We start from the raw sequence: 26,336 nt of genomic DNA on the forward strand, positions 1-26,336 counted from the left end.
CGCGGAGGGTTCCGGCATCACAGGGATGCGAGTATTTGATATCTTCACTTTGATATTTAATGAGCGGCCCGTCCGCCTGGCAATGGGATCCGGCTCCCCCGCGCCGGTGCCGGTCGATCCGAGGTTCCGGCGTCGGTGCCACACTCGGGGACGTCGAGGACATACCCGGGCGGTGTCCAGGTCATCCCCCGGCCGTACCCGCGAGTGGAGGACCGACCATGCGTGAAGCCGTCATCTGTGAACCGGTAAGGACCGCGGTGGGCCGATACGGCGGGGCCCTGCGCGACGTGCCCGCGCACGAGCTCGCGGCGACGGCACTGCGCGGGCTCGTCGAACGGACCGGCCTGACCTCCTCCGACATCGACGACGTGCTGCTCGGCCAGTGCTACCCGACCCCCGACGCACCGGCGATCGGGCGGGTCGCCGCGCTGGACGCGGGGCTGGAGGTCTCGGTGACGGGAATGCAGCTGGACCGCCGCTGCGGCTCGGGCCTGCAGGCCGTCCTGAACGCCGCCATGCAGGTGCAGACCGGGGTGAGCGAGCTGGTCGTCGCGGGAGGCGCCGAGAGCATGAGCGGGGCACCCTTCTACTCCACGGGCATGCGGTGGGGCGCCAAGGGCCAGGGCGTGATGCTGCACGACGGGCTCGCCCGCGGCCGTGTCACCGCCGGGGGCCGGCTGCATCCGGTGCCGGGAGGCATGCTGGAGACCGCCGAGAACCTGCGCAGGGAGTACGGCATCCCCAGGCTCGAACAGGACGAGCTCGCCGTCCGCTCCCACCGGCGGGCCGTCGCCGCACAGCGCTCCGGGGACTTCGCCGAGGAGATCATCCCGGTGACCGTGCCGGCCCGGAAGGGCCCGGTGACCGTGCCGGCCCGGAAGGGCCCGGTCACCGTGGACACCGACGAGCACCCGCGTCCCGACACCTCGCTCGACACCCTGGGCCGCCTGCGTGCCGTGCTCGGCGCGGACGATCCGGAGGCGACGGTCACCGCGGGCAACGCCAGCGGGCAGAACGACGGGGCCTCGGTGTGCGTGGTCACCCATCCCGGCAACGCGGAACGGCTGGGCCTGCGGCCGCTCGGCCGGCTGGTGTCCTGGGCGGTGGCGGGCGTGCCGCCCCGCACCATGGGCATCGGTCCGGTGCCGTCGACCGCCCGGGCGCTGGACCGGGCCGGCCTCAAGCTCAGCGACATCGACCTCATCGAGCTCAACGAGGCGTTCGCCGCGCAGGTGCTGGCCTGCACCCGTGAGTGGGGGTTCGGCGCCGCCGACTGGGAGCGGACCAACGTCAACGGCTCCGGCATCTCGCTCGGGCATCCGGTCGGCGCCACCGGCTGCCGGATCCTGACCACGCTGCTGCGCGAGCTCGACCGCCGCGGCGGCAGGTACGGCCTGGAGACGATGTGCATCGGCGGCGGCCAGGGGCTGACCGCCGTCTTCGAGCGCTTCGCCTCGTGAGCCTCTGGTCGCTGGTCGAGTGGCGGGCGGCGCGGACCCCGGACGCCGAGATGCTGGTGGACGAGCACGGCCGCCGCGTGACCTTCCGGGAGTTCCGCGAGCACGCCGGGCGGGTGGCGGCGGGCCTCGCCGGGCGCGGGGTGGCAGCGGGCACGCCGGTCACCTGGCAGCTGCCCACCACCGTGGAGGCGCTGGTGCTCACGGCCGCGCTGGCCCGGCTGGGCGCGGTGCAGAACCCGGTCATGCCGGTCTACGGTGCCCGGGATCTGGCCTTCGTCGTCCGGCAGACCGGCGCCCGGCTGCTCGTGGTCGCGCCCGAGTGGAACGGCCGCGATCTCGGCACGCCCGCGCGTGAGCTCGCGGCCGGCATGCCGGGGCTCGACCTGCTGGTGGCCGGCGGCGACCTGCCGGAGTCGCGGCCCGAGCCCCCCACATCCGAACCCCCCGCGTCCGAACCCCCCAGGTCCGAGCCCGCGTCCGGGCCCGCGGACGATCCGGTGCGCTGGATCTTCTACACCTCCGGCACGACGGCCGAGCCCAAGGGCGCCCGGCACACCGACGGCTCCGTGCTGGCCTCCTCCCGGGGGATGGGCGAGCGGCTGGCGTGCACGCCGGCCGACCGGGTCGGCATGGTCTTCCCCGTCGCGCACATCGGCGGCTGCGGCACCTGGCTGGGCGCCTGCCTGATGTACGGCTGCACGCTGATCCTCGACGCCGTCTTCGATCCCGACCGCACGACGGAGCTGCAACGGCGCGAAGGGGTCACCCTGGCCGGTTCGGGCACCGTCTTCACCCAGATCTACCTGGCGGCCCAGCGGCGCCGCCCGCACGAGCGGCTCTTCCCCCGGGTGCGCGCGCTGACCAGTGGCGCCGCGCCCAAGCCGGCGACCCTGCACGGCGAGGTGAAACGCGAGCTCGGCGGGGTCGGGGTGCTGTCGGGCTACGGGATGACCGAGGCCCCGATCCTCACGATGAGCGCGCCCGGCGATCCCGACGAGGCGCTGGCCCGTACCGAGGGCAGGGCCACCGAAGGCGTCCACCTGCGGGTGGTCGGTCCCGGCGGGAGGGAGCTCGGCCCCGGCGAGGAGGGCGAACTGCGGGCCAGGGGTCCGCAGGTGATGCGCGGGTACGTCGACGCGGCGCTCGACGCGGACGCCTTCGACGCCGAGGGCTATCTGCGCACCGGCGACCTCGGCACCCTCGACGAGCACGGCAACGTCACCATCACCGGCCGCCTCAAGGACGTCATCATCCGCAAGGGCGAGACGATCAGCGCCAGGGCGGTGGAGGAGGAGGTGCTGGCGCATCCCGGGGTGGCGGACGTCGCGGTGATCGGGCTGGCGGAGCCAGTGCGGGGTGAGCTGGCCTGTGCCGTGATCGTCCCGTCCGGGAAGGACCCCCCGCCCACGCTGGCGCAGCTCACCGGCTTCCTGCGCCGCCGCGACGTCCCCGTACGGCGGTGGCCCGAACGGCTGGAGGTGCTCGACGCGCTGCCCCGCAACGCCACCGGCAAGGTGCTCAAGGCCGAGCTGCGCCGGCGCTACTCCGGCGAGCGCCCCTCCCCGTAGGGAGCGCAGGACCACGAATATCCGACAGGAAGGGTGGACAGCGGATGAGACTGCTGGATGGACAGGCCGCCATCGTGACCGGAGCCGCCCAGGGGATCGGGCTCGCCATCGCCCGGGTCTTCGCCGGCCACGGGGCGCGCCTGGTGCTGGCCGACATCAACGAGGAGGCGGTGACCGCCACGGCCAAGGAGTTCGCCGCGACCGGCGCCGAGGTCATCCCGGTGCGCTGCGACGTGACCGACGAAGCGGACGTGGAGCGGCTCGTCGCCGAGTGCGCCCGGGTCCTCGGCTCGGTGGACGTGCTGGTGAACAACGCGGGCATCACCCGGGACGCCACCCTGCGCAAGATGACCACCGAGCAGTTCCGCCAGGTCATGGACGTGCACCTGTACGGCACCTGGCTGGGCATGAAGTACGGCTCGCTGCGGATGCGCGAGCAGGGTCGCGGTGCGATCGTCAACATCTCCTCGATCTCCGGCAAGGTGGGCCTGCCTGGACAGACCAACTACAGCGCCGCCAAGGCCGGCATCGTCGGGATGACCAAGGCGGGGGCCAAGGAGCTCGCCCATCTCGGGGTCCGGGTCAACGCGATCCAGCCCGGCCTGGTCCGCACCGCCATGACCGAGGCGCTGCGGCCGGAGATCTGGCAGGAGAAGCTGGACGGCGTCCCGATGGGCCGCGCCGCCGAGCCCGAGGAGATCGGCAAGGTCGCGCTCTTCCTGGCCAGCGATCTGTCCAGCTACATGACCGGCACGGTGCTGGAGGTCACCGGCGGCAGGCACATGTAGCGCGGCCGGCCACCGCGCGCGTCAGCCGCTGGTGATCTCGCGGCGGGCCAGCCGCCAGCCGCGTGCCGTCCGGCGGAAGGTGTCGCGGTAGTGCCCCATGGAGCGCAGCGCCGGAGCGGTGGCGGTGTCGGCGTAGAACTGCCAGTACGACTCCGCCACGGCCTGGTCGCCGTCGACCGTCACCGTCACGGTGCCGACCACGTGCCGGGTCTGGCTGCCCGGACCGGTGAGCCCCTCGGCCCGGCGGGCCGCACCCGCCGCGCGGATCTCCGCCCGGCCGTGCTTGGGCGGCGCCCCGGGCATCTCCCAGTGGGCGTCGCCGGTGAACTGCGCGGCGTAGTCGTCGAGGTCGCCCATGTCGGAGAGCCGGGCGATCCGGGCGAGCACGTTGCGGATCTCGAGCTCGTCCCGGATCCGCCCGGTGTCCACGCCCTGCACGGCATCCGTGGCTTCGGCCATCGTCCCGCCCTTCCGTACCTCGCCCAGAGCGGTCCGGGCCCGGCCTGCCCGTCGCGCCTCGCCGGGCGGCTTGTCTGTAGTGTGGATTTTATATATAAGTTGGCGGGACACGTCCACGACGTGTCTCTGTGACGTGGCGCCGGCGACGCCGGCGCGAAGGAGGCTCCGGATGACCGAGCAGGACAGCCCGCGCTACGCGGACCGTATGTTCCCCGCCCCGGTGGACCACGGCATCGCCCAGACCGACCGGGCTGTCTCCACGGTACGTTCCGGCACCGACACCGCGGCCGGCGGTGACTACAAGAACGAGCGCTGGTACCAGGGCAGCGGCCGGATCGGCGAGAAGGCGGTCGAATCGATCGTCATCTACCCGCCGACCCGGGGGGTGACCGGCCAGGGCGACCCGTTCGAGCCGGTGAAGATCGGCGTCCTCATCGACATGGACCTCGGCCAGCTGCTGGCCGACCTGATGGACCCGATCATCCTGGCCGTCGAGGACGCGCTCAACGAGGGCGTCTACGACCGGCCCGTCGAGATCGTGACCGTCGACGCCCGCGGCCTGCCCCGGGAGAACTACCTGAAGGTGCGCAAGGGCTACCGGCAGCTGGTGGACGCGGGTTGCGTCGTCGTCATCGGCCCCTTCATCTCCGACAACTCGGTCAACCTCTGCGAGACCGTCAACTCCACCGGGGTCGCCTGCCTGGGCTGGACCGGGACGACCCGGTTCTTCGGCGAGTACTGCTTCACCGTCGCCAACGGCGACATCCCCACCGAGGGGGCGATGGCGGCCAACTGGTGCTTCCAGAACGACCACCGCAAGGTCGGCTTCTTCTGGGAGCAGGGCTCCTCCGGCGACCTGTACGCGGACTACTTCCGCACCGCCGCGCGGCAGTACGACCTGGAGATCGTCAAAGAGGTGCAGCTCGGGCCGAACCCGCGGAACTTCCAGCAGCACCTGGCCACCATGCGGGAGCAGGGCGCCGAGTCGATCGTCTACATGGGCTACGGCTACTCGACCTTCCGCTTCGCCGAGGCGTTCAAGGCGCTCGACTGGGATCCGCCGCGCTTCATGGGCACGGCGTTCATGTTCTACTCCAACTCCAACAAGTGGGCGGAGGGCCTGGAGGGCTGGCACGGCGTCGACCAGCTCGGCGAGGACGGCGCGAACCCCAACTACGAGGCGATGCTGGAGCGCTTCGACGCGCGGTTCGGCCGGGTCTCGCGCAACGTGGTCGTGGCGCTGTCCTACGACACCGCCCGCGCCGCGATCCTCGGCATCGGCAACGCCCGCATCGCCACCCCCGAGGAGGTCAAGGCCGGCCTGGAGAAGATCAAGTGGATGCCGTGCACCAACGGCGGCCCGGGGTGCTACCTCACCTTCGCCGAGTACGACCACCGCGGCTACAAGGGCGACTTCCTCACCATCCGCGAACTGCGCGGCGGTGAGCTGCACTTCCGCGGCTACCACCGGCCGACGTGGCCGTCCAACACGCAGTCGCCGCTGCTCAAGCAGGGCGAGGGCTGAGACAGGCGTCCCCGGACCTCCGTGCTCCCTGCCCGCTCGTTCCCGCCCGCCTGAGGAGACACCATGGACTTCACCTTCAGCGAGGAGCAGCAGGAGCTGCGCCGCACGGTGCGGGCCTTCCTGCTGAAGGCCTCGCCCGAGGCCGAGGTACGCCGCCTGATGGAGTCCGCGAGCGGGTACGAGCCGGCGGTCTGGAGCCGGATGGGCGGCGAGCTGGGCCTGCAGGGACTGGCCATTCCCGAGGAGTACGGCGGTGCCGGGTTCGGGGCGCTGGAGGCCGGAGTGGTGATCGAGGAGATGGGGCGTGCGCTGCTGTGCGCCCCGTACCTGGCCACCTGCGTCCTGGCCGCCCGCGCGATCCTCGCCGCCGGCGACCGGGGTGCGGCCAGGGAGCTGCTGCCCGGGATCGCCTGCGGGGTCACCGTCGCCGCCCTGGCCTTCAGCGAGCCCGGCCGCGAGTGGAACGCCCCGGCCCGGGAGGTCACCGTCCGGCGTTCGGGCGGCCGGTGGCTGCTGCGCGGGACCAAGGAGTTCGTCCTGGACGGACGGCTGGCCGACCTGGTGCTGGTCACCGCGAGCGGCGACCAGGGGACCGGCCTCTACGCGGTCTCCGGAGACGCCGAGGGACTCTCCCGGACGGCGCTGAACACCCTCGACGCCACCCGCCGGCTGGCCCGGCTGGAGTTCGCCGACACCCCGGCCCATCCGGTCGGGGGCGGCGCCGACGCCCCGCGGATCCTGGCCGAGGTGCTGGACCACGCGGCCGTCGCGCTGGCCGCCGAGTCGGTCGGCGGCGCGCAGCGGGTGATGGAGATGGCGGTCGAGCACGCCAAGACCCGGGTGCAGTTCGGCCGGCCGATCGGCGCGTTCCAGGCCGTCAAGCACGCCTGTGCCGACATGTTCGTCGACGTCGAGTCGGCCCGGTCGGCCGCCCACTACGCCCTGTGGGCGGCGGCCGGGGGCGGCGCGGAACTGCCCGCGGCGGCCTGCCTCGCCAAGGCGCACTGCACCGACGCCTACATGCGGGTCGTGACGGAGACCATCCAGGTCCTCGGCGGCATCGGCGTCACCTGGGAGCACCCCGCCCACCTGTACTTCCGGCGGGCCAAGAGCTCGCAACTGCTGTTCGGCGGCTCCGACCACCATCGGGACCTGCTGGTCGAGCGCATCGGTGCCGGGCGGTGAAACGCCAGGTCAGCCCGCGGCCGTCTCCGCCTCCAGCTCCAGCCTGCGCTTCATGACCTTGCCGGTCTCGTTGTAGGGCAGTTCGGTGCGGAACTCCACGTAGGACGGCACCTTGAACGCGGCCAGCGCGGCCGCCACCCAGTCGCGCACCTCGCGCTCGGTCAGGCTCGCCCCCTCCCGCGGCACGACCAGTGCCTTGACCTCCTGGCCGAGCACGGTGTGCGGCACGCCGATGACGCACGCGTCGGCGATGCCGGCGTGTTCCACGAGGCGGTACTCGATCTCGATGGGATAGATGTTCTCCCCACCCCGGATGATCATGTCCCGCATCCGGCTCTCCAGGTAGAGCACCCCGTCGACGATGCGCCCGTAGTCGCCGGACCGGTACCAGCGGTCCTCGGTCAGCACCTCCGCGGTGGCGCCGGGGTCCTGCCAGTAGCCGAGGAAGACCCCGGCACCGCTGATCCAGATCTCCCCCACCTCTCCCGGCAGCAGCGGCCCGCCGTCCGGGTCGCGCACCTGTACCGCGATCGTGGGCGCCGCTGCGCCGACCGACGCCGGGTGACCGTCCATCTCCCGGCCGTTGAGGAAGGTCCCGGTGCCGGTCGTCTCGGTCATCCCGTAGCCGTTGGTGACCTGCACCCCGGGCATCCTCTCCCCGATCAGGCGCAGCAGCTCCGGAGCGAAGGTGGAGCCGCCGCTGCCTATGGTGGTCACCTGCGCGGTCTCGTACGACTCGAACCGAGGGTGGGTGAGCATGCGCCAGAAATGGGTCGGCACCCCACTCCACTGGGTGAGCCGGTGCTCGTGCGTCAGCCGCAGCGCCACCTCCTCGTCCCAGCGCCCCTCGGGCGGGAAGACCAGCTTGATACCGAAGGTGGGGCCGTTGACCAGGACCACGCACGCCCCGGACACGTGGAACATCGGGTTGGAGCAGATCGAGGCGCGCTGCACGCCGGGCGGCACCTGGCGCCGCCCGGCGGGGCCGGTCAGCGTCGCGACCGCGCCGCCGAGCCCGCCGAACAGCCCGAAGTGCACGAAGTTGCGATGGGAGAGGGTGGCTCCCTTGGGCCGGCCGGTGGTGCCGCTGGTGAACATGATCGCGGCCGGGTCGTCCTCGCCGATCTCCACCCTCGGCAGGCTCCCCGGCGGGTCGGCCAGCGCGGTGGCCGCCTCGCGCACCTCCTCGAAGGACGCGACGACGACCCGGGCCGCGGCCCGGGTCTCCCTCAGCCGGGCCAGCGGCTTGCCCGCTCCGAAGACCACGAGCGGCTCGGTCAGCTCGATGCCGTGGTCCAGCTCGGCCGGGGTCCACCAGCCGTTCAGGCCCACCATCACGGCGCCCAGCGACAGCGTCGCCCAGAACGTGAGCACGTGGTCGCGGGAGTTGGCCGCCGCCACCGCCACCCGGTCTCCCCTGCCGACGCCGTACCGCGTGGAGAGCACCTCGGCGTAGGCCGCGACCAGCCGAAGCACCTGCGCGAAGGTGAGGGTCTCACCGGGGTCGCCGGCGAAGACCAGGTACGGGTCGTCGGGCGTGCGCCGCGCCGCGTCCGCCAGCAGCGCGGGCACGTGCGGAGCCCGCTGGACGAAGACCTCCGCCGGCGCGCCCAGCACCGGCTCGATCCGCCGCTCGAACGGCCCGCCGGGCCCGGTCAGCATCGCGCGCAGCTCGTCGTCCAGCAGCTCGTCGCCGCGCCAGGTCAGCGTGACCGCCTCCGCGGATGTCCCGAACCTCCCGGCGGGCAGCCCGTCCCCGGCGGACTCGTCGACGAGTGTCTCTTCGGCCATGGCAGCCTCCCGGGGGCAGGGTCCGCGGACGTCCGCGGCTGGGTGTGCGGGCGGTCTTCTCGGTGTGCCTTCGGGGTGGCCGGGACGTCAGGACGTGGCGGGCTCATCCGCCGCTCGGGGTGAGCCGATCTCCAGCACGCGTGCGGCGTTGTCGTACAGGAACTTGGGCCACACCGAGTCCTTGAACGGCACGCCGGGAAGCTCGGTCATGATCCGGTCCAGGGTCAGCCCCATCGGGTAGTAACCCGCGTAGATGATCTTGTCGGCGCCCCGGGAGTTCGCGAAGTCCACGATGTCCCTGGGGTAGTACTTGGGGGCGAACGCGCTGGTGGAGTAATGCAGGTTCGGCCACTTGAGCATGAGCTTGACGGCGAGGGCGGTCCAGGGCTCGCAGCCGTGCCGGGTGACCAGCACGAGCTCCGGGAAGTCGAACATGACCTCGTCGAGGTACTCCACGCGCTGCGGGTCCAGCCGTACCCGGGGGCCGGGCACCCCGGCGCACACGAAGATCGGCAGACCCAGCTCCACGCACTTGGCGTAGATCGGGTACATCTTCTTGTCGTTGATCGCCACCTGCGGGAAGGCGCCGGCCGGGAAGACGTCCACGGCCTTGATGCCGTACTCCGCGTGCATCGCGGTGATCTCGCGCACGGCGTCCATGACCTGGTTGGGGTCGATCGACAGGCAGCCGGCGAACCGGTCCGGGTGCCCGGTGACCGCCCGCCGGCCGTCCTCGCTCCTGATCCCCACCAGCCCGACCGCGATGCCGTGCCGGTCCATCTGGCCCAGCGTCACCGCGACCGGGTCCGCCGGGAGGTCTGCGTCGCCGGGGACGTCCTTGAACATGTAGCCGGCCGGCATCTTCAGGTCGTGCTTGGACTCGGCGTCCTTGGTCTGCCGGGTGATGAAGTCGTAGGTCTTGGCCGGGTCCCGCATCGGGAACCCGATCATCGTGTCGATGATCGGCTGTCCCACCGGAATGGACATCGCTCACTCCCCCTCGGGTCGCCGCGTGATCAGCTCGCGGAAAGGTACGTCGCGGTCGGCGGCCCGCTCCCGGGGCAGCCCGAGGATCCGCTCCGCGATGGCGTTGCGCTGGATGGAGTCGGTGCCGCCGCCGATGCGCAGGCCCTGGGCGCTCAGCAACTGCTGCTGCCACTCCCCGTCCGCGGGCGCGTCGTCACCGAGCAGCAGGCCGCCGGCGCCCTCGATGACCAGGCCCAGCTCGGCGGCCTCATGGGCACGGCGGGCCACCAGCAGCTTCATGATCGATGCCTCCGGGCCGGGCGGCACGCCCTTGCCCAGCGCGGCGCGCATCCGCAGCCCGAGGAAGCGCAGGATCTCGTCCAGCGTGTGCACCCGGGCCAGCCCCTGCCGGACGACGGGATCGGCGAGCCGCCCCTGGGAGCTCGCGAGCGCCAGCAGCGCCGCCGCCTTCGCGCCGCCGCCCCCACCGATCATGGCCCGCTCGCTGGCCAGCGTCGTGTGGACGACCTTCCATCCCCCGCCGGCCTCGCCGACCACGTTGGCCGCCGGGACGCGGACCTCGTCGAGGAAGACCTCGTTGAAGTGGTAGGACCCGTTCATCTGCCGGAGCGGCCGTACCTCGATGCCGGGGGTCCGCATGTCCACCAGGAAGTAGGTGATGCCCTGGTGCTTGGGCACGTCCGGGTCGGTACGGGCCAGCAGGATCGCCCAGCCGGCCACTCTCGCGCTGGAGGTCCACACCTTCTGCCCGCTGACGATCCAGTCGGCGCCGTCCCGGACCGCCCGGGTGCGCAGCGCCGCGAGATCCGAGCCGGCCTCCGGCTCGCTGTAGAGCTGGCACCAGACCCGCTCGCCGCGCAGCAGCGGCGGCAGGTGCTCCATCCGCTGCTCGGGGGTCCCGTGCCGCATCAGGGTGGGCCCGACCATCGACAGCCCGATGAGCAGCGGGCCGGTGGAGACGTCGAACGCCGCGGCCTCCTCGGCGAAGACGGCCTCCTCGGCGGGGGTCCCGCCCCGGCCGCCGAACGCCACCGGCCAGGAGATCCCCGCCCATCCGCCCTCGTGCAGCCGGGCCTGCCAGGCCTGCGCGGCGCGGACGCTCGCGCTCTCGGCCTTCTCGTACTCCTCGGCCGACCCGGCGGTCTCGAAGTGCAGCCGGTGCCGCACCGAGCCCGCGAAGGCGGGCGCGTTGCCGGCCAGCCACGCTCGCGCCTCGGCCCGGAAGGCCGCCTGCTCGGCGGTGTCCTGCAGATCCACCGGTGACTCCTTCGGCGTGTCGGGGGCCTGGCATCGCGGGGGCTTGACGTGGCGGGGGGCCGGGCGTGGGCGGCCCGGCGGGTACGGCGCGGGTGCGGGCCCGGCCGGTCAGCGCAGACCGGGCGCCCGGGTGCCGAAGAGGTCGGTCGCGATCCGCATGCCCAGCGTCGTGGCGTCCCACCGCCTCTCACCGCTGGAGATGGTGGCGGCCTCGTGCCAGCCCTTCATCAGGTGGATCTTGTCGTTGATCGCTCGGATGACCTGCCCGGTCACCTGCTGCGCCTCGTCGCTGGCCAGCCAGGCGACCAGTGGCGAGCTGCCGGCCGGGTCCATCGGGTGATACTCGTCCTCGCCCAGCTCGTCGGGTTCGAAGGCCTTCAGGTCCTTGCCCATCGTCGCGGTCAGCCGGGTCATCCCGCCCGGTCCCACGGCGTTGACGGTCACCCCGAACTTGTAGAGCTCCAGACTGGTCGTCAGGGTCAGCCCGACGATCGCGGCCTTGGCTGTGGCGTAGTTGGTCTGTCCGAAGTTGCCGGACAGGCCGGCTCCGGACGTGGTGTTGATGATGCGCCCGGTGAACTCCTCGCCGGCCTGCGCCCTGCCCCGCCAGTGCCGGGCCGCCAGCTGCGACATCAGCCAGGTACCGCGCACGTGCACCCGCATCACCAGGTCGAAGTCCTCGGCGGGCATGTTCCAGATGACCTTGTCCCGGGCGATGCCGGCGTTGTTCACCAGGATGTCCAGGCGGCCGAACTCGCCGACGGCCCGGTCGACCAGTGCCTGAGCCTGGTCGTCGTCGGCGATGTCCCCGTAGTCCGCGATCGCGGTGCCGCCACGCTTGGTGATCAGCTGGACGACGTCGTCGGCGTCCCGCCCGGCTCCCTCTCCCCGCACGGTCGTGCCGAGGTCGTTGACGACGACCCTGGCGCCGTGCCGGGCGAGTTCCAGCGCATGCCCTCGGCCGATCCCGTGACCGGCGCCGGTCACTATGGCGATCTTGCCCTCGAGCAAACGGGCCACGGTTGCCTCCTCGGCGGTAACACGACGGCTTGCGGGGGAACACGGCTCATCGACCCTGCAGAGTATATATGTTATTCAAGATTGAACGGCAGGGCACTCCAGCTCAGATCCCCACTCCGGAGGCAACGGTGGCTTCGAACCCCCGACCCGGCCAGGACCCCGGCCCCGCCGGACCGGACGACCCCCGGGCGGACCTGCGCTGGGGCACGACCAGCGGGATGCTCACGGACACCGCCCGGCGGCTCCCGGAGGCCGAGGCGATCGTGGACGGCGAGTCGCGCCTCACCTACCGGGCACTGGACGCCGAGGTGACGGCGGCCGCGCGGGCCTTCCTGGCGATGGGACTGGCCAAGGGCGACCGGGTGGCGATCTGGGCGCCCAACTCGGCCCGCTGGATCATCGCCGCGCTCGGCCTGCAGCGCGCGGGCGGGGTGCTCGTACCGCTCAACACCCGCTTCCAGGGCGGCGAGGCGGCCTTCGTGCTGGCCAAGAGCGCGGCCCGCGTCCTGTGCACGGTGACCGAGTTCCTCGGCCGCGACTATCCCGCGGCACTGGCCGCGGCGGCCGGCGGGCCGGGCGGCGGCCGGCCGTACGCAGATCTCCCGGCGCTGGAGCAGGTCGTCACGCTGGGCGGCGCCCCGCGCGACGGCCTGACCACCTGGGAGGACTTCCGTGCCGCCGGCGAGAAGGTCGCGCCCGCCGAGGTGGCCGCGCGCTCGGCCGCCCTCGGCCCGGACGATCTCTCGGACATGCTGTTCACCTCGGGGACCACGGGCAACCCCAAGGGCGCGATGTGCACCCACGGGCAGACGCTGCGCGCGTACGCGGTCTGGGGCCGGGTGGTGGGCCTGCGGGAGGGCGACCGCTACCTCATCGTCAATCCGTTCTTCCACGGCTTCGGCTACAAGGCCGGCTGGCTGGTCTCGATCATGGTGGGCGCGACGATCCTGCCCGAGCGGACCCTGGACGTACCGCATGTGCTGGAGGTGGTCCGCCGCGAGGCGGTCACCGTGCTGCCCGGGACGCCCACGCTCTACCAGACGATGCTGGAGCACCCCGGCTTCAGCGCCGAGGGGGTGGCGAGCCTGCGGCTGGCGGTGACCGGGGCGGCCAACGTGCCGCCGACCATCCTCTACCGCATCAAGGAGGAACTCGGCTTCGAGCACATCGTGACCGGCTACGGGCTGACGGAGTCGTGCGCCATCGTGTCCATGTGCCGTTACGACGACCCGCTGGAGACCGTGGCGGCCACCGCCGGGCGGCCGCTCCCCGGCCTGGAGGTCGTCGTCGCCGACCGGGCCGGCCGGCCCGTGCCCCCCGGCACCGAGGGCGAAGTGCTCGTCCGCGGCTACACCGTCATGAAGGGCTACTTCGACGAGGAGTCCGAGACCGCCGCGACCATCGACGCCGACGGCTGGCTGCACACCGGCGACATCGGGGTCATCGACGAGTCCGGCCGCATCAAGATCACCGATCGGATCAAGGACATGTACATCGTCGGGGGGTTCAACGCCTATCCCGCGGAGATCGAGACCGTGCTGAGCCGGCACCCCGCCGTGGCCCAGGCCGCGGTGATCGGGGTACCGGACGCCCGGATGGGCGAGGTCGGCGCCGCCTTCGTCGTGCCCCGCAAGAACCAGCGGATCGACGAGGCCGAGCTGCTGTCCTGGAGCCGGGAGAACATGGCCAACTACAAGGTGCCGCGCCAGGTCCACGTCGTACCCGACCTGCCGGTCAACGCCGCGGGCAAGGTGCTGAAGACCGTGCTGCGCGACCGGCTGTCGGCCACCGAGCCCCCGCGGAGGGAATGACCTGCCGGGGCGAGTACCGCCTCCTGCGATCGGGCCTCGAATGCCCGGTCCCTCCGCCGGACCGGATCAGGGGGCGGTGAGCACCCCGACGATGTGGTCGAGGTACTCCTGCCGTGCCCTCTTGCCCTCGGGCATCAGCCCCGGAAGGGACTGTGCCAGCTGGGCATGACCGAGGTAGGCGCTGTAGGCGAGCAGCGCACGCTGGCGAGCCCGTACGGCCGGCAACCCGAGCTGGGAGAACAGGCCGGCGAGGAAGTCGACGCGCCGCCGCGCCACCCGGGCGAGCACCCGGGCGACGGCGGGGTGGTCGGCGGCGGCGTGCAGCACGACACCGGCACGGTCCCCGTCGGCCAGCGCGGTCACCCGTTCGATGAGCAGCCGCAGCCGCCGTGCCGGGTCCGCTACGGCGGCTTCCACCTCGGCGTTGACCTCGATCGTGTGCAGTTCCTCCCACCGCGCCAAGGCCGCCTCCAGCAGCGCCTCACGGTTCGCGAAATGCCAGTAGAAGCTGCCCTTCGTGGTGCCGAGCCGGATTGCGAGGGGTTCGACGGCGACCGCGGCCAGCCCACCCTCGGCGATCGCGTCGAGCGCGGCCGTGGCCCAATCCTGCGGAGCCAGCCGACGTCTGGGGGTTGCGCCGCTCTCTGCCATGACCATACGCTACCGTACGGTAGACCATACGGTGCCGTATGGTCGGAGAGGTACGAGACATGCGCACGGCACAGGCGGTCGCGGGAAGCGCCGGATTCTTCCTGCTCGCACCCGGCGTGGTGGCGGGAGTGGTCCCCTGGTGGCTGACCGGTTGGGCGGCGCACCATCCGCCGTACTGGATTCCGGGACAGGTGCTCGGCGCCGGCCTGGTCCTCGCCGGAGTGGCCGCGCTCGTCCATGCGTTCATCCGGTTCACCGGCGAGGGCCGCGGGACTCCGGCGCCGCCCGCACCCACCGAGCGGCTGGTCGTCGGCGGGCTCTACCGGTACGTGCGCAACCCGATGTACCTCGCGGTGCTGGCCACGATCATCGGTCAATCCATGTTGCTCGGCAGGCCCGTCCTCCTGCCGTACGCCCTGCTCGTGGGCGTCGCGGTCGGCTCCTTCGTGCACTGGTACGAGGAGCCCGCGCTCACCCGCCGCTTCGGCGGCTCCTACGAGAGGTACCGGCGGGCGGTACCGGGCTGGTGGCCGCGGCTCCGCCCCTGGCACCCGGACGACGAACAGGCCGGCACCGGAGCGCCGGCAGGCGACGTGGGCCGGACCTCGCGGGCCTCATGACGCCGCGGACCCACCCGACTCAAGGCGATCCGGCGGCCCGGCCGGGTCCGAGGGCACCGGCCGCGCGCAGGCCGGCGATCCGGTCGGCGTCGTAGCCGAGGACCTCGCGGAGGATCTCCTCGCCGTGCTCGCCGGCGGCCGGCGCCGGCCGGGTCGCGGCGGGCGGCGGCTCCCCCACCACCCGCACCGGGAACGGCAGCTGGTCGGCCACCAGCCGGTCGGCGGGCTGCCAGGGCATGCGGTCGGCGAACTGCGGGTCGTCGCCGAGGTCGGCCGGGGTGTTGACCGGGCCGATCGGCACGTCGTGCTCCATCCCGATCTTGACCCACTCGGCGGAGGTCCGCTGCCGGAAGATCGCCGCGAGCTCGTGGCGCAACTCCAGGTCGCCCCGGGCATGGTCGGCCAGCCTGGCCCCGGGACGCGCCTCGAACAGGTCGTCGCGGCCGACGGCGGCACAGAAGTTCTGCCAGAACTTGCGCTCGGAGGCCATGAAGAGGATGTGCCCGTCGCTGGACTCGTAGAACTGGTACCGCACCCCGTCGGCCATGCCGGCGGTGCCCGGCGGGCGCCGCTCGTAGCCGTCCGACGGGTTGCCGGTCACCTCCGACTCCGGGCGCCGGTAGGCGCGGTGGCTCTCGCTGCGCAGCCAGTCGAAGGCGGCGGCCGCGTCGGACTGGGCCACCTCCAGATGACAGCCCGTGCCGGTCTCCCGGGCGCGCAGGACCCCCGCGAGGACGGCCGCGGTGCCGAACAGCGGTCCCGCGGTGATGCCGATCGACGTGTGGTCGGGGATCGACGGAAACCCGCCGGGGCCGGGAGCGGGCGCGACCGTACCCGCCCAGGCGTCGTAGGCGATGCCGTGGCTGGGCAGGTCACGGTAGGGACCCGTCATGCCGTACCCGGTGATGGTGAACATGACGACCTGGGGATTGACCTCCCGGAGCCGCTCGTACCCCAGGCCCCGCCGGTCGAGACCGCCCGGCCGCATCGCCTCGACAACCACGTCGGCCACGGCGACGAGGGCGAGGAACGTCTCGCGGCCCTCCTCGGTGCGCAGGTCCAGCGTGATGCTGCGCTTGCCCCGGCTGATGTGCAGGTGCAGCAGGGAGTCGCCCTCGATGATGGGCCAGCTCATGGAGCGGATGTAGTCACCGGCCGGCGGCTCCACCTTGATCACGTCCGCGCCGAGATCGGCCAGCGGGGTGGACACCGCGCCCGGGCCGAGCATCGAGCACTCCACCACGCGCAGTCCGGACAGCAGCCGCGAGCCAAGCGGCTCGGCTTCCTCGGTCACCTGGCGTCTCCCGTCGACGGACTCCTGTTGGCTTTGTTTATTATATTAAAGTTACCTCGGGGGGCGAGTCCGCCCGGGTGGCGTGGACGAGCGGGTCCGGCGGGAGTTCGGCGAGGGAGTGCTGATGGGAAGCCGTTACGAGCCGGTGGACGGGCTGGGCGCCGAGGTGACCGGTGCCGTGCTGCGGCTGACCCTGGACCGTCCCGGGCACCGCAACGCCCTCGACGACACGTCGATGGCGGCGCTCATCGGCCACCTGGAGACCGCGAGCACCGACGACCACGTACGCGCCGTACTGCTCACCGGCGCCGGCACCGACTTCTGCAGCGGGTTCGACATCGTGGGCCGCAACGCCAGGGGTTCCGCCGGGGAGGCCAGACCGCGGACCGGCAGCATCCAGCGCCGCCTGCCCACCCAGGCCAATCGGCTGATCCCGCTGCTGCTGGAGCTGCAGCTACCGGTCGTCTGCGCGGTACGGGGCTGGGCCGTGGGCATCGGGGCCCAGCTCGCGCTGGCCGCCGACTTCACCGTCACCGCACGCGACGCCGTCTTCTGGTACCCGTTCCTGCGCCGCGGCTTCACCCCCGACTCGGGCAGCACCTGGCTGCTCCCCCGGGTCGTCGGCCCGGCCCGGGCCCGCGAGCTGCTGATGCTCGACCGCAAGTTCAGCGGCACCGAGGCCGCCGAATGGGGCATCGCGCACCGGGCGGTGGACGACGGGGACGTCCTCAAGACCGCCGAGGCCCTCACCGCGGACCTCGCGGCCTCCGCCACCGTCGCGATCGGGCTGACCAAGTCGCTGCTCAACGCCTCGCCCGACAACGACCTGCGCCGTCACCTCGCCGACGAGGCGTACGCGATGGAGCTCAGCTCCCGCAGCCCCGACTTCCGCGAGGGCATGAAGGCCTTCGTCGAGCGCCGCTCCCCCGACTTCGGCGGCCGCTGACCCACCACGGGCCCCCCGGTACGCCCCGGTACGCCCCGGTACGCCCCGCCGGATCACCCGTATCGGGAACCGGGCTCAGGTGTCGAGGTCGAGCAGCTCGCGGGCGGATCCCACGGTGACGGCGGACTTGATCCAGGCGTCGAGCCGAGCCAGGTCCGTGCAGGCGCCGATCTCGGCCCGCACGTCGGCGGGCACCTCGAGACCACGGGCCGACAGCACGGTGAAGATCGCCTCCGCCTTGCCCTCCGCCTTACCTTCGGCCTTGCCCTTGGCCTCGCCCTTGGCGACGTTGCTGCGCGCCCACTCGCTGAGGTATTCACGGCTTTCGGTCTTCATGAGCTTCTCCAGGTGCTCCCAGATCTCCAGGGGCAGCGCGGCCCAATAGCACGCTGTGACGCTAGAGTCACCCGATCGCCCGAGTGACGGGAAGGTCACGTGAAGTAATCAGATCGATACCTTAGGTCCTCTCCCGCCAGGCCGTGTCATCGCGGTCAGTCGGTCTTCCAGCGGGCCTCGCGCTTCTCGGCGAAGGCGGCCGGGCCCTCGGTCTGGTCCGGGTGGCCCCAGAGGGAGGTCAGCTCCGCGGCGCCAGCCCTGCAGGCGTCGGTGAGCCCCTGTTCCAGCGCGCCCCACAGCGCCCGCTTGGTGGCGGCCAGCGCCGCGGGCGAGTTGAGGGCGATCTTCTCGGCCAGCTCCTGCGCGGCCTCGTGCAGCCGTTCGGGGGGATCGACGACCTCGCTGACCATCCCCAGCTCGTAGGCGCGGGCGGCGCTCATCCGCTCGTGCCGGCCGACCAGGGCCATCCGCAGCACCGCCTCGGCCGGCATCTTGCGCATCAGGCCGATCGTCTCGATCGCGCTGACCTGGCCGACCGAGACGTGGGGGTCGGTGAAGGCGGCGTCCGAGGCGGCCAGCACGATGTCGGCGTCGGCCACGAAGTGCAGGCCGGCACCGGCGCAGATGCCGTTGACGGCCGCGATCACCGGCTTGTCGATCTTCAGATGCCAGGAGGTGAAACCGAGGTCCCACGCCTCCACCGACCGGCGGTAGCGCTCCATGCCCTGGCCGTCGGTCGCCAGCTCGAGGACGTCGGCTCCGGTCTGGAAGGCACGGCCCCGCGCGGCGTTGACGATGACCCGTACCCGCGGGTCGTCGGCCAGCTCCGTCCAGGCCAGCCGCAGTTCGTCGCGCATCGCGTTGTTCATGGCGTTGCGGCGGTCGGGCCGGTTGAACACCAGCCAGCCGACATGACCGCGACGCTCGACCTCGAGGGTCTCGTAGTTCATGGAGAGTCCATTCCCTCAGGGGACAGCGTCCCGTTGTGACCTGCGACGAGCGCACGTCGCAGCACCTTGCCGATCTCGGTGCGCGGGAAGCCGTCCACGACCCGCACGGCCACCGGCACCTTGTAGCCCGCGAGGGCCTCGCGCGCGAAGGCCCGCACCGACGACTCGTCCGGCCGCTCTCCCGGCACCGGCTGGATCCAGGCCATCGGCACCTCGCCGAGGCGCTCGTCGGGTACCCCCGCCACACAGGCGTCGGCGACCTGCGGGTGGCGCCGCAGCACCTCCTCCACCTCCTGCGGAACGATCTTCATGCCGCCGCGATTGATCATGTCGGAGACCCGGCCCTCGATCCACAGGAAGCCGTCGGCATCGAGCCGGCCCAGGTCGCCGGTGCGCAGGAAGCCGTCCACCACCCGGTCGGAGGCGAGCTCGGCACCCTGCATGGCGAACGGCGAGCGGATCCAGATCTCGCCCGGCTCGCCGGCCGGCACCTCCTCCCGCCGCTCGTCGAGGACGCGGACGGTCACCCCGGGGTGCGGCCGGCCCACCGCGCCGAGCTTGGCGTCGCCGAACTCCCGGATGTCGGCGGCGGTCCATCCGACGACCTCGCCGCCGAGCTCGGTCTGCCCGTAGCAGTTCAGCACGTCCACGCCGAACCGCTCGTGGAACCGGCGGGCCTGGCCGGGGGTGAGGGGCGCGGTGATCGACCGGACGAACTTCAGCGGCGAGAGGTCGGTGACCCGCGGGTCCTCCGACAGCATCGTCATCATGGCGGGCGCGAGAATCGTCGATCTGATCCCGAACCTCCGGACCACCTCCGCGTAGTCCCTCGTGTCGAACCGGTCGAGCAGCACCGCCGGGGCGCCCAGGCGGAACGAGAAGAGCGTGTTCCAGATCCCCGCCCACAGCGCGAGCGAGCTGGGGATCAGGTTGGGCATCGGCGGCCGGGCCGCACTCCGCGCCGATCCGCCGCGCAACCGGGCGATCACCGTGTCGATGCCGTCTCGTACGCCGTCGTGCCGCAGCACGATCGGCTTGGCCGCTCCGGTGGTGCCGGAGGTCCGCATGACGAGGGCGGCGTCCTCGGGAAACGAAGCTCCGGCCCAGGTCGCCGTGGCGGGCTCCGGGAGCCACGACCGTGGCTCCCGCTCCACCAGGCGGTTGAGGTGCCGGGGGACGCGGTCGAGGTGTGCGGGGCCCACCACGACCGCGGCGGGCCCGGCCGCGAGGAGGTGGTCGCGCACCTCCGCGTCGCTGAGGCGGGAGTTGACCGGGACGCAGACGCCACCGGCGAGCCAGGTCGCGAACATCGCGGTGACCGCGCTCGCTCCGCCGTCCACGACGCAGGCGACCGGAGCGCGGGCGACCGGGCCGAGCCGGCCGGCCAGGGCACGGGCGGCCGTGGTCAGTTCGCCCAGCGTCAGCGCGCCGTCCTTCCAGTGCAGCACGGGGGTCTCGGGGCTTCCGGGATGCCCGGTCAGGAAGGCCGCCAGGCCTCCCCCGGCGAGACCGCCGGGCGGCCTCTCGGTGCGCTCGGACATCGCTCCTCCTCTAGTCCGGACCCGGCCGGCGGGCCGGCTCCGATCCGACGGTGGCCATTCGCGAAGCGGCGTCCGGACGGCCGGAGGCCGTGGTGACCTTGCACGCCCGCCCCCCGCAGCACCGGCCGGCGCGCGGCCGGGAGCCGGAGGCGTGCGGCCGGGGGCCGGAGGGGCGGGCGGCCGGGCCCGGGTCGGTACGGTTCACAGCTCGGCGAGATACCGGACCAGGCTCTCGACGTGCTCGTCGGGGCCGCCGAGCAGTTCCGCGCTCGTCCACGCGCGCTTGAAGTACAGATGCGCGTCGTGCTCCCAGGTGAAGCCGATCCCGCCGTGCAGCTGGATCGTCTCCGCCGCGACCGCCACGAACGCCTCGGAGCAGTACGCCTTGGCGACCGCCGCCACCACCGCCAGATCCGGCAGGTCGGGGAGGTCGCCGGCGAGGGAGGTGTCCTTCGCGGCGCCGTCGCGGGCGAGGCTCTCCGCCGCGGCCTGCGCGGCCGCGGCGGCGGCGGAGCGTGCCGACTCCACCCGGATGAGCAGATCCGCCGCCTTCTGCTTGACCGCCTGGAAGCTGCCGATCGGACGGCCGAACTGGACGCGCGACCTGGCGTACTCCACCGTGGTCTCCAGGCAGCGACCGGCGCCACCGGCCTGTTCACCGGCGAGCAGTGCGCGGGCGATGTCGAGGGCACGGCCGAAGGCGCCGGTGGCGTCCGCGGCGCCCAGCCGGGTCGCGGGCACACCCTCGAACGTCAGACTGGCCTGTTTGCGCGTGGGGTCGAGCGTGACGAGCGGGGTCACGGTGAGGCCGGGAGCGCCCGCCTCCACCGCGAACACGGCCAGGCCCTCGCCGGTCCGGGCCGGGACCAGGATCAGATCCGCCCGGGCGCCGTCCACGACGAACCCGCCGGCCCCGTGCAACAGCGGCCGGCCGTCGCGCTCGGACACCTCGGCGCAGGAACCATTGGGCAGGAGCCGGCCGGTCCGGTCGGAGGTGACCACGGTGCCGACGAGCGAGCCGTCGCACAGTCCGGGCAGGAACCTGCGCCGGGCCGGCTCGTCGTCCAGGGTCAGCAGCAGCGGCACCGCCAGCGCCGCCGTGGCCAGCAGCGGAGCGCACAGCAGCGACCGTCCGGCCTCCTCGAACACCACGCCGAGCTCCACCGGGGAGAAGCCGCTCCCGCCGTACTCCTCGGGGACGGCGAGCCCGGCCAGGCCCAGCTCGCCGCAGAGCCGGCGCCAGGTCTTCGGGTCCCAGCCTCCCGCGGTCTCCATCTGCCGCCGGACCTCCGCGGGCGGGGACAGGTCGTCGAGGGCCTCGCGCACGGTCTCCCGCAGCAGGCGCAGCTCATCGGCGCCGCCGGCCGGGCGGGCCGCGCCGGTCACGCCCGCTCCTGGGCGAACCGGCCGATGGTGGCGTCGAACGCCGCCTCCAGCGTCGTGGCGCGGCCAGGCGGGCCGGGCAGCCGGACCGCCCCGTGCTCTCTGCTGGGCAGCAGTACGGTCGCGCTCGCCGGAGAGGTGATCTCGCCTCGCTGGTTGCGGGTGCGCAGGTCGAGGTCGACCGCGGGCCGGCCGCCCTCGGCGAGGTAGCGGCGGGTGACCTCGCCCTCTGCCCACTGCACGTCGCCGACGTAGTTGAACCTGCGGAACTCCACCCGCAACCGCCACAGCCAGGCGTCGTCGCCCATCCAGTCGGTGCAGGCGTGGATCAGCCAGGTCTCGCGCATCCGCCCGTAGTCGAACGTCGTGGGGTTGCCCGACCTGCGGGCGAACGCGGGATCCCAGTGCACCCGCTGCATGGCGTCCGGCACGCCCAGCTCGTCGCGGTGGTAGAAGCGCGGGATCCGCTGCCGGTTCCGGTACGCCAGGCGCAGCGGCGCGACGTCGTACATCCCCATGCCCATGCCGACGTGCCAGCAGACCATGTCGGTGACGGTCAGCGGGCCCTTCACCAGCGGGCCGACCGGGTCGCCGACCTCGACGTCCTCCCACCATCTCGGCTCGGCGCCGCGCGGCCCCTCCGCGGCGTACTGCGCGTCCAGACCGGCGATCGCCGCCTCGTCCCACGGCTCGATGGTGACCGCGTCGTACTTCTTGCGCTCGCGGGCCTTCTCCCGCTCGGTGCGGTACATCATGCGGTACTGCGCGCCGAGCAGGGTGCCGTCGTCGGTCCGGAAGGCCTGGGCGGTCCACTCCTGCACGCCGCGGCCGCCGAACTCGCTGGGCTTGTCGACGACGCCCACCAGCGCCGTACGCCGGAAGATCCGGTGGCCGGCGGTGAGCGGGGCCCACCATTCGCGCTCGCTGGCCGCGTAGAAGGCGTGCACTCCGCGCAGCGGGTCGCCGCGCAGCTCGCGCTGCCGGGCCACCTCTTCCTCGGTCAGCGCGTCCTCGCCGATGAGACTGTCGCCGCCCACCAGGGCCGGCGGCGCCAGCGCGCCCTTCCACCGGGTGCCCTCGGCATAGGCGGGGTCGCACCACAGCGGGTTGTCGTCGCCGTACGAGCGCGCGACGTGCCGGAAGGCGTCCTCGCCCGGGCGGCGGTAGTGCGGCGGTGCCGGATACAGCTGCGGGACGCCGATCCGGGTGCGCAGCAGCGCGACGCCCTCGTCCGTGATCGTGCCGGCGGTCGCCAAGTCGTCCATCCCGTCTGTCGGCAGCGGGGCCGCCGTCGTGTCGGTCGGTGCTCGAAGCGCTTACATCTCTATCATTACTATGATAGAGCTTCAAGGCGGCGGATATCCGGACGGCACCGAGGAGGCGCGGCGATGACCGGCTCATCGGCGGACGGCGAGAGCACCGGCTCCACGGGGCCCTCCGGCACGACACTGCTGGTCGAGCGGCGCGGGCCGGTGGGCTGGCTGACCTTCGCCCGGCCCGAGGTCGGCAACGCGATGGACGCCGAGATGATGGACGAGCTCCCCCGCGCCTGGGCGGACCTCGAAGCGGACCCCGGCGTACGGGCGATCGTGGTCACCGGAGCCGGCCGCGCCTTCCAGACCGGTCTGGACGTGCGGCAGCTCAGCAGGCGGCCCGAGGCGCTGAGGGAGATGTCGCGCCGTACCAGGCGGGCCGAGCTGCGGCTGACCGGATGGCATCTGGGCGTCACGAAGCCGATCATCACGGCCGTCAACGGCGTGTGCGCCGGGGGCGGCCTGCACTTCGTGGCCGACTCCGACCTGGTGCTCGCCTCCACCACGGCCTCGTTCCTGGACCCGCACGTCAGCGTGGGGCAGGTGAGCGCCTTCGAAACGATCGGGCTGGCCCGGCGCGCGTCGTTCACCGCGGTGGCCCGGATGGCGCTGACCGGTGCGCACGAACGGATCACCGCCGACGACGCGCGGCGGCTGGGCTGGGTGAGCGAGGTGGTCGAGCCCGGGGAGCTGCGACCGGCCGCGCAGCGGCTCGGCGAGCTGATCGCGACGAACGATCCGCAGGTGGTCAGCGGTCTCAAACGCGCGCTGTGGCGCTCGCTCGAGGTGGGCCTGACCGAGGCGAGAGGAGGACGGCGTTGAGCGGGGACCTGCCCTTGACCGGCTGCCGGACGGAAGAGGACGTGGCGGACGCCGTCCGCCGCTGGCTCTCGACGGAGCTCCCGGCGGCCTGGCGGACGGCCGCCGAGCGGGGCGGCCCGAGTGCAGTGCGGTCCGTGCGCACTCCGGACGAGTACCGGGCGTGGTATCCCGCGTTCGCGCGCAGCGGCCTGGTCGTGCCCCAGTGGCCGGCCGTCTACGGCGGGCTGGGCTGGGCCCGCCCGCTGGCCCGGGCCGCCGAGCGCGCGCTGGCGCCCTACCACCTGCCCCGGCTCAACCCGCTCGGCCTGAACCTGGCCGCCCCGGCGCTGTTCGAGCACGGCACGCACGAGCAACGGCTGCGCTTCCTGCCCAGGATCGTCTCGAACGAGGAGGTGTGGTGCCAGCTGTTCAGCGAGCCGGGCGCGGGCAGCGATCTGGCCTCGCTGGCGGCCCGGGCCGAGCGCGACGGCGACGGGTGGCGCATCACCGGGCAGAAGGTGTGGACGACCTGGGCGCACCTGGCCGACTTCGGCGTGCTGCTCGCCCGTACGGATCCCGACGTGCCCAAGCGCAAGGGCATCACCTACTTCCTCATCGACATGCGCCAGCCGGGCGTGGACGTCCGGCCGCTGCGCCACCTCGGCGGGGAGGTCGACTTCAACGAGGTCTTCCTCGACGGCGCGCTCGTGCCCGACTCCCAGCGCGTCGGCGAGGTCGGTGCGGGCTGGCGGGTCGCGCGGGCCACGCTGAGCGGTGAACGCCAGATGGTGTCCGGCTCGGGCTCCGGCGGCGTCGACCGGATCGGCGGCTCCGGCACGCGGCGGCTGATCCGGCTGGCCCGCGAGCGCACCGAGCTGGGACTGCCGCGCGGCTGGGAGGACACCGCCACCCGGCACCGGCTGGTCCGCCTGTGGTGCGAGGAGCAGATCAGGGGCTGGACCAACGCCCGCGTGCGCGCGGGGCTGAAGGCGGGCCTTCCGCCGGGCCCGGAGAGCTCGGTCGGCAAGGTGCACGGCTCCGAGCTCAACCAGCGCATCCAGGCCGCGGCGGCGGAGATGCTCGGGCTGTCGGCCACCGCCTGGGAGGGCGAGCCCGGCGGCTACGCCGAGTCGATGCCGGCGCAGGTGCGCGGGATGCTGCGCAGCCGGGCCAACACCATCGAGGGCGGGACGTCGGAGGTCAACAAGAACATCCTCGCCGAACGCGTGCTCGGGCTGCCCAAGGAGCCCGACCCCTGGGAGGGCCGGCCGTGGCGCGAGGTCCCCCGCGGCTGACCGGCCCGGCGATGACAGTGCAGAGCGAGGTACGGAAGGGGTCCAGGTGGACGACGCCGATGTCGGAGGGATCATCGACGCGGTGCGCACGCTGGTGCGCGAGCGGGTGGTGCCGCTCGAGGCGCGGATCGACGAGACCGACGAGATGCCCGGGGAGCTCAGGGAGGCCGCGGCCCGGATGGGGCTGTACGGCTTCGCGATCCCGGAGGCGTACGGCGGGCTGGGCCTGTCGATGGCGCAGGAGGCCCGCCTGGTCATGGAGCTCGGCCACACCACGCCCGCCTTCCGGTCGCTGTTCGGCACCAACAACGGCATCGCCGGGCACGTGCTGCTGGAGGGCGGCACCGAGGAGCAGCGGAAGGCGTACCTGCCCCGGCTGGCGTCCGGCGAGTGGACGGCGTCGTTCGCGCTGACCGAGGACGAGGCGGGCTCCGACCCGTCCGGGCTCAGGACCTCCGCCCGGCGGGTGGACGGCGGCCACGTGCTGTCCGGCAGCAAGCGCTACATCACCAACGCGCCGGTGGCCGACCTGTTCATGGTGTTCGCCCGGCACGGCGAGACCGAGAAGGCCTCCCGTGACATCTCGGTCTTCCTGGTGCCCCGGGACGCGCCGGGCCTCACCGTCGGCCCGCGCGACCAGAAGATGGGCCAGCACGGCGCCTGGACCGCCGAGGTCCACCTCGACGACGTCATGGTGCCCGACGAGGCGCTGGTCGGGGGCGCCGTGGGCCGGGGCAACGGCTACCTCACCGCGATGCGCTGCCTCGCGCACGGCCGGCTGCACATCGCCGCCCTCTGCGTCGGCATGGCGCAGCGGCTGCTGGAGGAGACCGTCTCCTACGCGCTGGAGCGCAGGCAGTCCGGTCGCCCGATCGCCGAGTTCCAGCTCGTCCAGGGACTGATCGCGGACTCGCAGACCGAGGTGTACGCGGGCCGGTCGCTCGTGCTGGCGGCCTCGGCGGCCTTCGACGACGGGACCGACACCCGGATGGGCCCGTCCTGCGCGAAGTACTTCGCCAGCGAGATGGTGGGCCGGGTGGCCGACCGGGCCGTCCAGGTGCACGGCGGTGCGGGCTACATGCGCGGAGTCGCCGTCGAGCGGTTCTACCGGGACGCCCGGCTGTTCCGGATCTACGAGGGCACCAGCCAGGTCCAGCAGGTGGTCATCGCCCGGCAGGCCCTCGCCCGGTGAGGCCGGCCTGCCGGAGACCGCCTCGGACCCGGTCACGGACCGGGCGACAGCGGTGGGGGGCCCACCGTTGGTGATGGGGAAAATTGGCGATAATATACATCATCAAGTCTCAGATCAAAGGCTCGACGCCGCCTCGGTCCCGGTCGGCGACAGCGGCTGCGCA

General features: G+C 72.8%; 23 protein-coding genes. 11 read left to right on the forward strand and 12 right to left on the reverse strand.

The window, feature by feature from the left end; all coding sequences use genetic code 11:
- Nucleotides 1–218: 218 nt before the first annotated feature.
- From ACRYCC_RS36835 to fabG, 3 genes are read left to right on the forward strand one after another with little or no spacing between them, the layout of a single operon-like run.
- Nucleotides 219–1,460 carry an acetyl-CoA C-acetyltransferase gene (locus tag ACRYCC_RS36835; protein ID WP_433818686.1) on the forward strand — a complete coding sequence of 414 codons (1,242 nt, stop codon included), beginning with the start codon at nucleotides 219–221 and terminating at the stop codon, nucleotides 1,458–1,460.
- On the forward strand, nucleotides 1,457–3,028 hold the full coding sequence (locus tag ACRYCC_RS36840) for a class I adenylate-forming enzyme family protein (protein WP_433818687.1): 1,572 nt from the start codon (nucleotides 1,457–1,459) through the stop codon (nucleotides 3,026–3,028). The genes ACRYCC_RS36835 and ACRYCC_RS36840 overlap by 4 nt, the downstream gene beginning before the upstream one ends.
- Nucleotides 3,029–3,072: 44 nt before the next feature.
- The gene (gene fabG / locus ACRYCC_RS36845; RefSeq protein ID WP_433818688.1) at nucleotides 3,073–3,816 is read left to right on the forward strand and encodes a 3-oxoacyl-ACP reductase FabG; all 744 of its coding nucleotides are present in this window, start codon (nucleotides 3,073–3,075) and stop codon (nucleotides 3,814–3,816) included.
- 21 nt (nucleotides 3,817–3,837) lie between these two features.
- Here fabG and ACRYCC_RS36850 read toward each other — a convergent pair whose 3' ends face one another.
- Entirely contained in the window at nucleotides 3,838–4,275 is a 438-nt protein-coding gene (locus ACRYCC_RS36850; RefSeq protein WP_433818689.1) for a nuclear transport factor 2 family protein, read from the reverse strand.
- A gap of 169 nt (nucleotides 4,276–4,444) precedes the next feature.
- Here ACRYCC_RS36850 and ACRYCC_RS36855 point away from each other — a divergent pair, with 169 nt between their 5' ends.
- Both ACRYCC_RS36855 and ACRYCC_RS36860 read left to right on the forward strand, forming a co-directional pair.
- Nucleotides 4,445–5,800, forward strand: a complete 1,356-nt coding sequence (locus ACRYCC_RS36855; RefSeq protein WP_433818690.1) for an ABC transporter substrate-binding protein — start codon at nucleotides 4,445–4,447, stop codon at nucleotides 5,798–5,800.
- Between the two features lie 63 nt (nucleotides 5,801–5,863).
- Nucleotides 5,864–6,985 carry an acyl-CoA dehydrogenase family protein gene (locus ACRYCC_RS36860; protein WP_433818691.1) on the forward strand — a complete coding sequence of 374 codons (1,122 nt, stop codon included), beginning with the start codon at nucleotides 5,864–5,866 and terminating at the stop codon, nucleotides 6,983–6,985.
- A 9-nt stretch (nucleotides 6,986–6,994) separates the two neighbouring features.
- Here ACRYCC_RS36860 and ACRYCC_RS36865 read toward each other — a convergent pair whose 3' ends face one another.
- The 4 genes from ACRYCC_RS36865 to ACRYCC_RS36880 form a co-directional block, all read right to left on the reverse strand.
- Nucleotides 6,995–8,776 carry a class I adenylate-forming enzyme family protein gene (locus tag ACRYCC_RS36865; RefSeq protein WP_433818692.1) on the reverse strand — a complete coding sequence of 594 codons (1,782 nt, stop codon included), beginning with the start codon at nucleotides 8,774–8,776 and terminating at the stop codon, nucleotides 6,995–6,997.
- Between the two features lie 87 nt (nucleotides 8,777–8,863).
- A complete protein-coding gene (locus tag ACRYCC_RS36870) occupies nucleotides 8,864–9,763 on the reverse strand; it encodes an amidohydrolase family protein (protein ID WP_433818693.1) in 900 nt (299 codons plus the stop codon).
- 3 nt (nucleotides 9,764–9,766) lie between these two features.
- A complete protein-coding gene (locus ACRYCC_RS36875) occupies nucleotides 9,767–11,020 on the reverse strand; it encodes an acyl-CoA dehydrogenase family protein (RefSeq protein ID WP_433818694.1) in 1,254 nt (417 codons plus the stop codon).
- A 108-nt stretch (nucleotides 11,021–11,128) separates the two neighbouring features.
- The gene (locus tag ACRYCC_RS36880; protein WP_433818695.1) at nucleotides 11,129–12,040 is read right to left on the reverse strand and encodes an SDR family NAD(P)-dependent oxidoreductase; all 912 of its coding nucleotides are present in this window, start codon (nucleotides 12,038–12,040) and stop codon (nucleotides 11,129–11,131) included.
- A 128-nt stretch (nucleotides 12,041–12,168) separates the two neighbouring features.
- On the opposite strand from ACRYCC_RS36880, the gene ACRYCC_RS36885 reads away from it, so the two are divergent.
- Nucleotides 12,169–13,851, forward strand: a complete 1,683-nt coding sequence (locus ACRYCC_RS36885; RefSeq protein ID WP_433818696.1) for a FadD3 family acyl-CoA ligase — start codon at nucleotides 12,169–12,171, stop codon at nucleotides 13,849–13,851.
- Nucleotides 13,852–13,917: 66 nt separating this feature from the next.
- Here ACRYCC_RS36885 and ACRYCC_RS36890 read toward each other — a convergent pair whose 3' ends face one another.
- Nucleotides 13,918–14,502 carry a TetR/AcrR family transcriptional regulator gene (locus ACRYCC_RS36890; RefSeq protein ID WP_433818697.1) on the reverse strand — a complete coding sequence of 195 codons (585 nt, stop codon included), beginning with the start codon at nucleotides 14,500–14,502 and terminating at the stop codon, nucleotides 13,918–13,920.
- Between the two features lie 59 nt (nucleotides 14,503–14,561).
- Between ACRYCC_RS36890 and ACRYCC_RS36895 the strand changes: the two genes are divergently transcribed.
- Nucleotides 14,562–15,122 carry a methyltransferase family protein gene (locus tag ACRYCC_RS36895; RefSeq protein ID WP_433818698.1) on the forward strand — a complete coding sequence of 187 codons (561 nt, stop codon included), beginning with the start codon at nucleotides 14,562–14,564 and terminating at the stop codon, nucleotides 15,120–15,122.
- 19 nt (nucleotides 15,123–15,141) lie between these two features.
- Here the strand turns inward: ACRYCC_RS36895 and ACRYCC_RS36900 are convergent, their stop codons facing one another.
- A complete protein-coding gene (locus tag ACRYCC_RS36900; RefSeq protein WP_433818699.1) occupies nucleotides 15,142–16,416 on the reverse strand; it encodes a CaiB/BaiF CoA transferase family protein in 1,275 nt (424 codons plus the stop codon).
- An 82-nt stretch (nucleotides 16,417–16,498) separates the two neighbouring features.
- Here ACRYCC_RS36900 and ACRYCC_RS36905 point away from each other — a divergent pair, with 82 nt between their 5' ends.
- Nucleotides 16,499–17,362, forward strand: a complete 864-nt coding sequence (locus ACRYCC_RS36905; RefSeq protein ID WP_433818700.1) for an enoyl-CoA hydratase/isomerase family protein — start codon at nucleotides 16,499–16,501, stop codon at nucleotides 17,360–17,362.
- Nucleotides 17,363–17,437: 75 nt separating this feature from the next.
- On the opposite strand, the gene ACRYCC_RS36910 is transcribed toward ACRYCC_RS36905, so the two are convergent.
- The 5 genes from ACRYCC_RS36910 to ACRYCC_RS36930 all read right to left on the reverse strand — a co-directional run bounded on the left by ACRYCC_RS36910 (nucleotide 17,438) and on the right by ACRYCC_RS36930 (nucleotide 22,837).
- Nucleotides 17,438–17,698, reverse strand: coding sequence for an RpnC/YadD family protein (locus ACRYCC_RS36910; protein WP_433818701.1), 261 nt, complete (start codon nucleotides 17,696–17,698; stop codon nucleotides 17,438–17,440).
- Between the two features lie 155 nt (nucleotides 17,699–17,853).
- On the reverse strand, nucleotides 17,854–18,648 hold the full coding sequence (locus ACRYCC_RS36915; protein ID WP_433818702.1) for an enoyl-CoA hydratase/isomerase family protein: 795 nt from the start codon (nucleotides 18,646–18,648) through the stop codon (nucleotides 17,854–17,856).
- Nucleotides 18,645–20,189, reverse strand: coding sequence for a class I adenylate-forming enzyme family protein (locus ACRYCC_RS36920; protein WP_433818703.1), 1,545 nt, complete (start codon nucleotides 20,187–20,189; stop codon nucleotides 18,645–18,647). Before ACRYCC_RS36920 ends, ACRYCC_RS36915 begins: the two co-directional genes overlap by 4 nt.
- Before the next feature lie 201 nt (nucleotides 20,190–20,390).
- A complete protein-coding gene (locus tag ACRYCC_RS36925) occupies nucleotides 20,391–21,575 on the reverse strand; it encodes an acyl-CoA dehydrogenase family protein (RefSeq protein ID WP_433818704.1) in 1,185 nt (394 codons plus the stop codon).
- The gene (locus tag ACRYCC_RS36930; protein WP_433818705.1) at nucleotides 21,572–22,837 is read right to left on the reverse strand and encodes an FAS1-like dehydratase domain-containing protein; all 1,266 of its coding nucleotides are present in this window, start codon (nucleotides 22,835–22,837) and stop codon (nucleotides 21,572–21,574) included. The genes ACRYCC_RS36925 and ACRYCC_RS36930 overlap by 4 nt, the downstream gene beginning before the upstream one ends.
- A gap of 123 nt (nucleotides 22,838–22,960) precedes the next feature.
- On the opposite strand from ACRYCC_RS36930, the gene ACRYCC_RS36935 reads away from it, so the two are divergent.
- From ACRYCC_RS36935 to ACRYCC_RS36945, 3 genes are read left to right on the forward strand one after another with little or no spacing between them, the layout of a single operon-like run.
- Nucleotides 22,961–23,707 (forward strand): enoyl-CoA hydratase/isomerase family protein, encoded by a 747-nt coding sequence (locus ACRYCC_RS36935; protein ID WP_433818706.1) that lies wholly within the window; start codon nucleotides 22,961–22,963, stop codon nucleotides 23,705–23,707.
- Nucleotides 23,704–24,981, forward strand: a complete 1,278-nt coding sequence (locus tag ACRYCC_RS36940; RefSeq protein ID WP_433818707.1) for an acyl-CoA dehydrogenase family protein — start codon at nucleotides 23,704–23,706, stop codon at nucleotides 24,979–24,981. Before ACRYCC_RS36935 ends, ACRYCC_RS36940 begins: the two co-directional genes overlap by 4 nt.
- A gap of 46 nt (nucleotides 24,982–25,027) precedes the next feature.
- Nucleotides 25,028–26,173 carry an acyl-CoA dehydrogenase family protein gene (locus ACRYCC_RS36945; RefSeq protein ID WP_433818708.1) on the forward strand — a complete coding sequence of 382 codons (1,146 nt, stop codon included), beginning with the start codon at nucleotides 25,028–25,030 and terminating at the stop codon, nucleotides 26,171–26,173.
- Nucleotides 26,174–26,336 lie beyond the last annotated feature (163 nt).

Origin of the sequence: Actinomadura scrupuli, from assembly GCF_050971785.1 — a bacterium.
GTDB classification, from domain to species: domain Bacteria; phylum Actinomycetota; class Actinomycetes; order Streptosporangiales; family Streptosporangiaceae; genus Actinomadura_E; species Actinomadura_E scrupuli.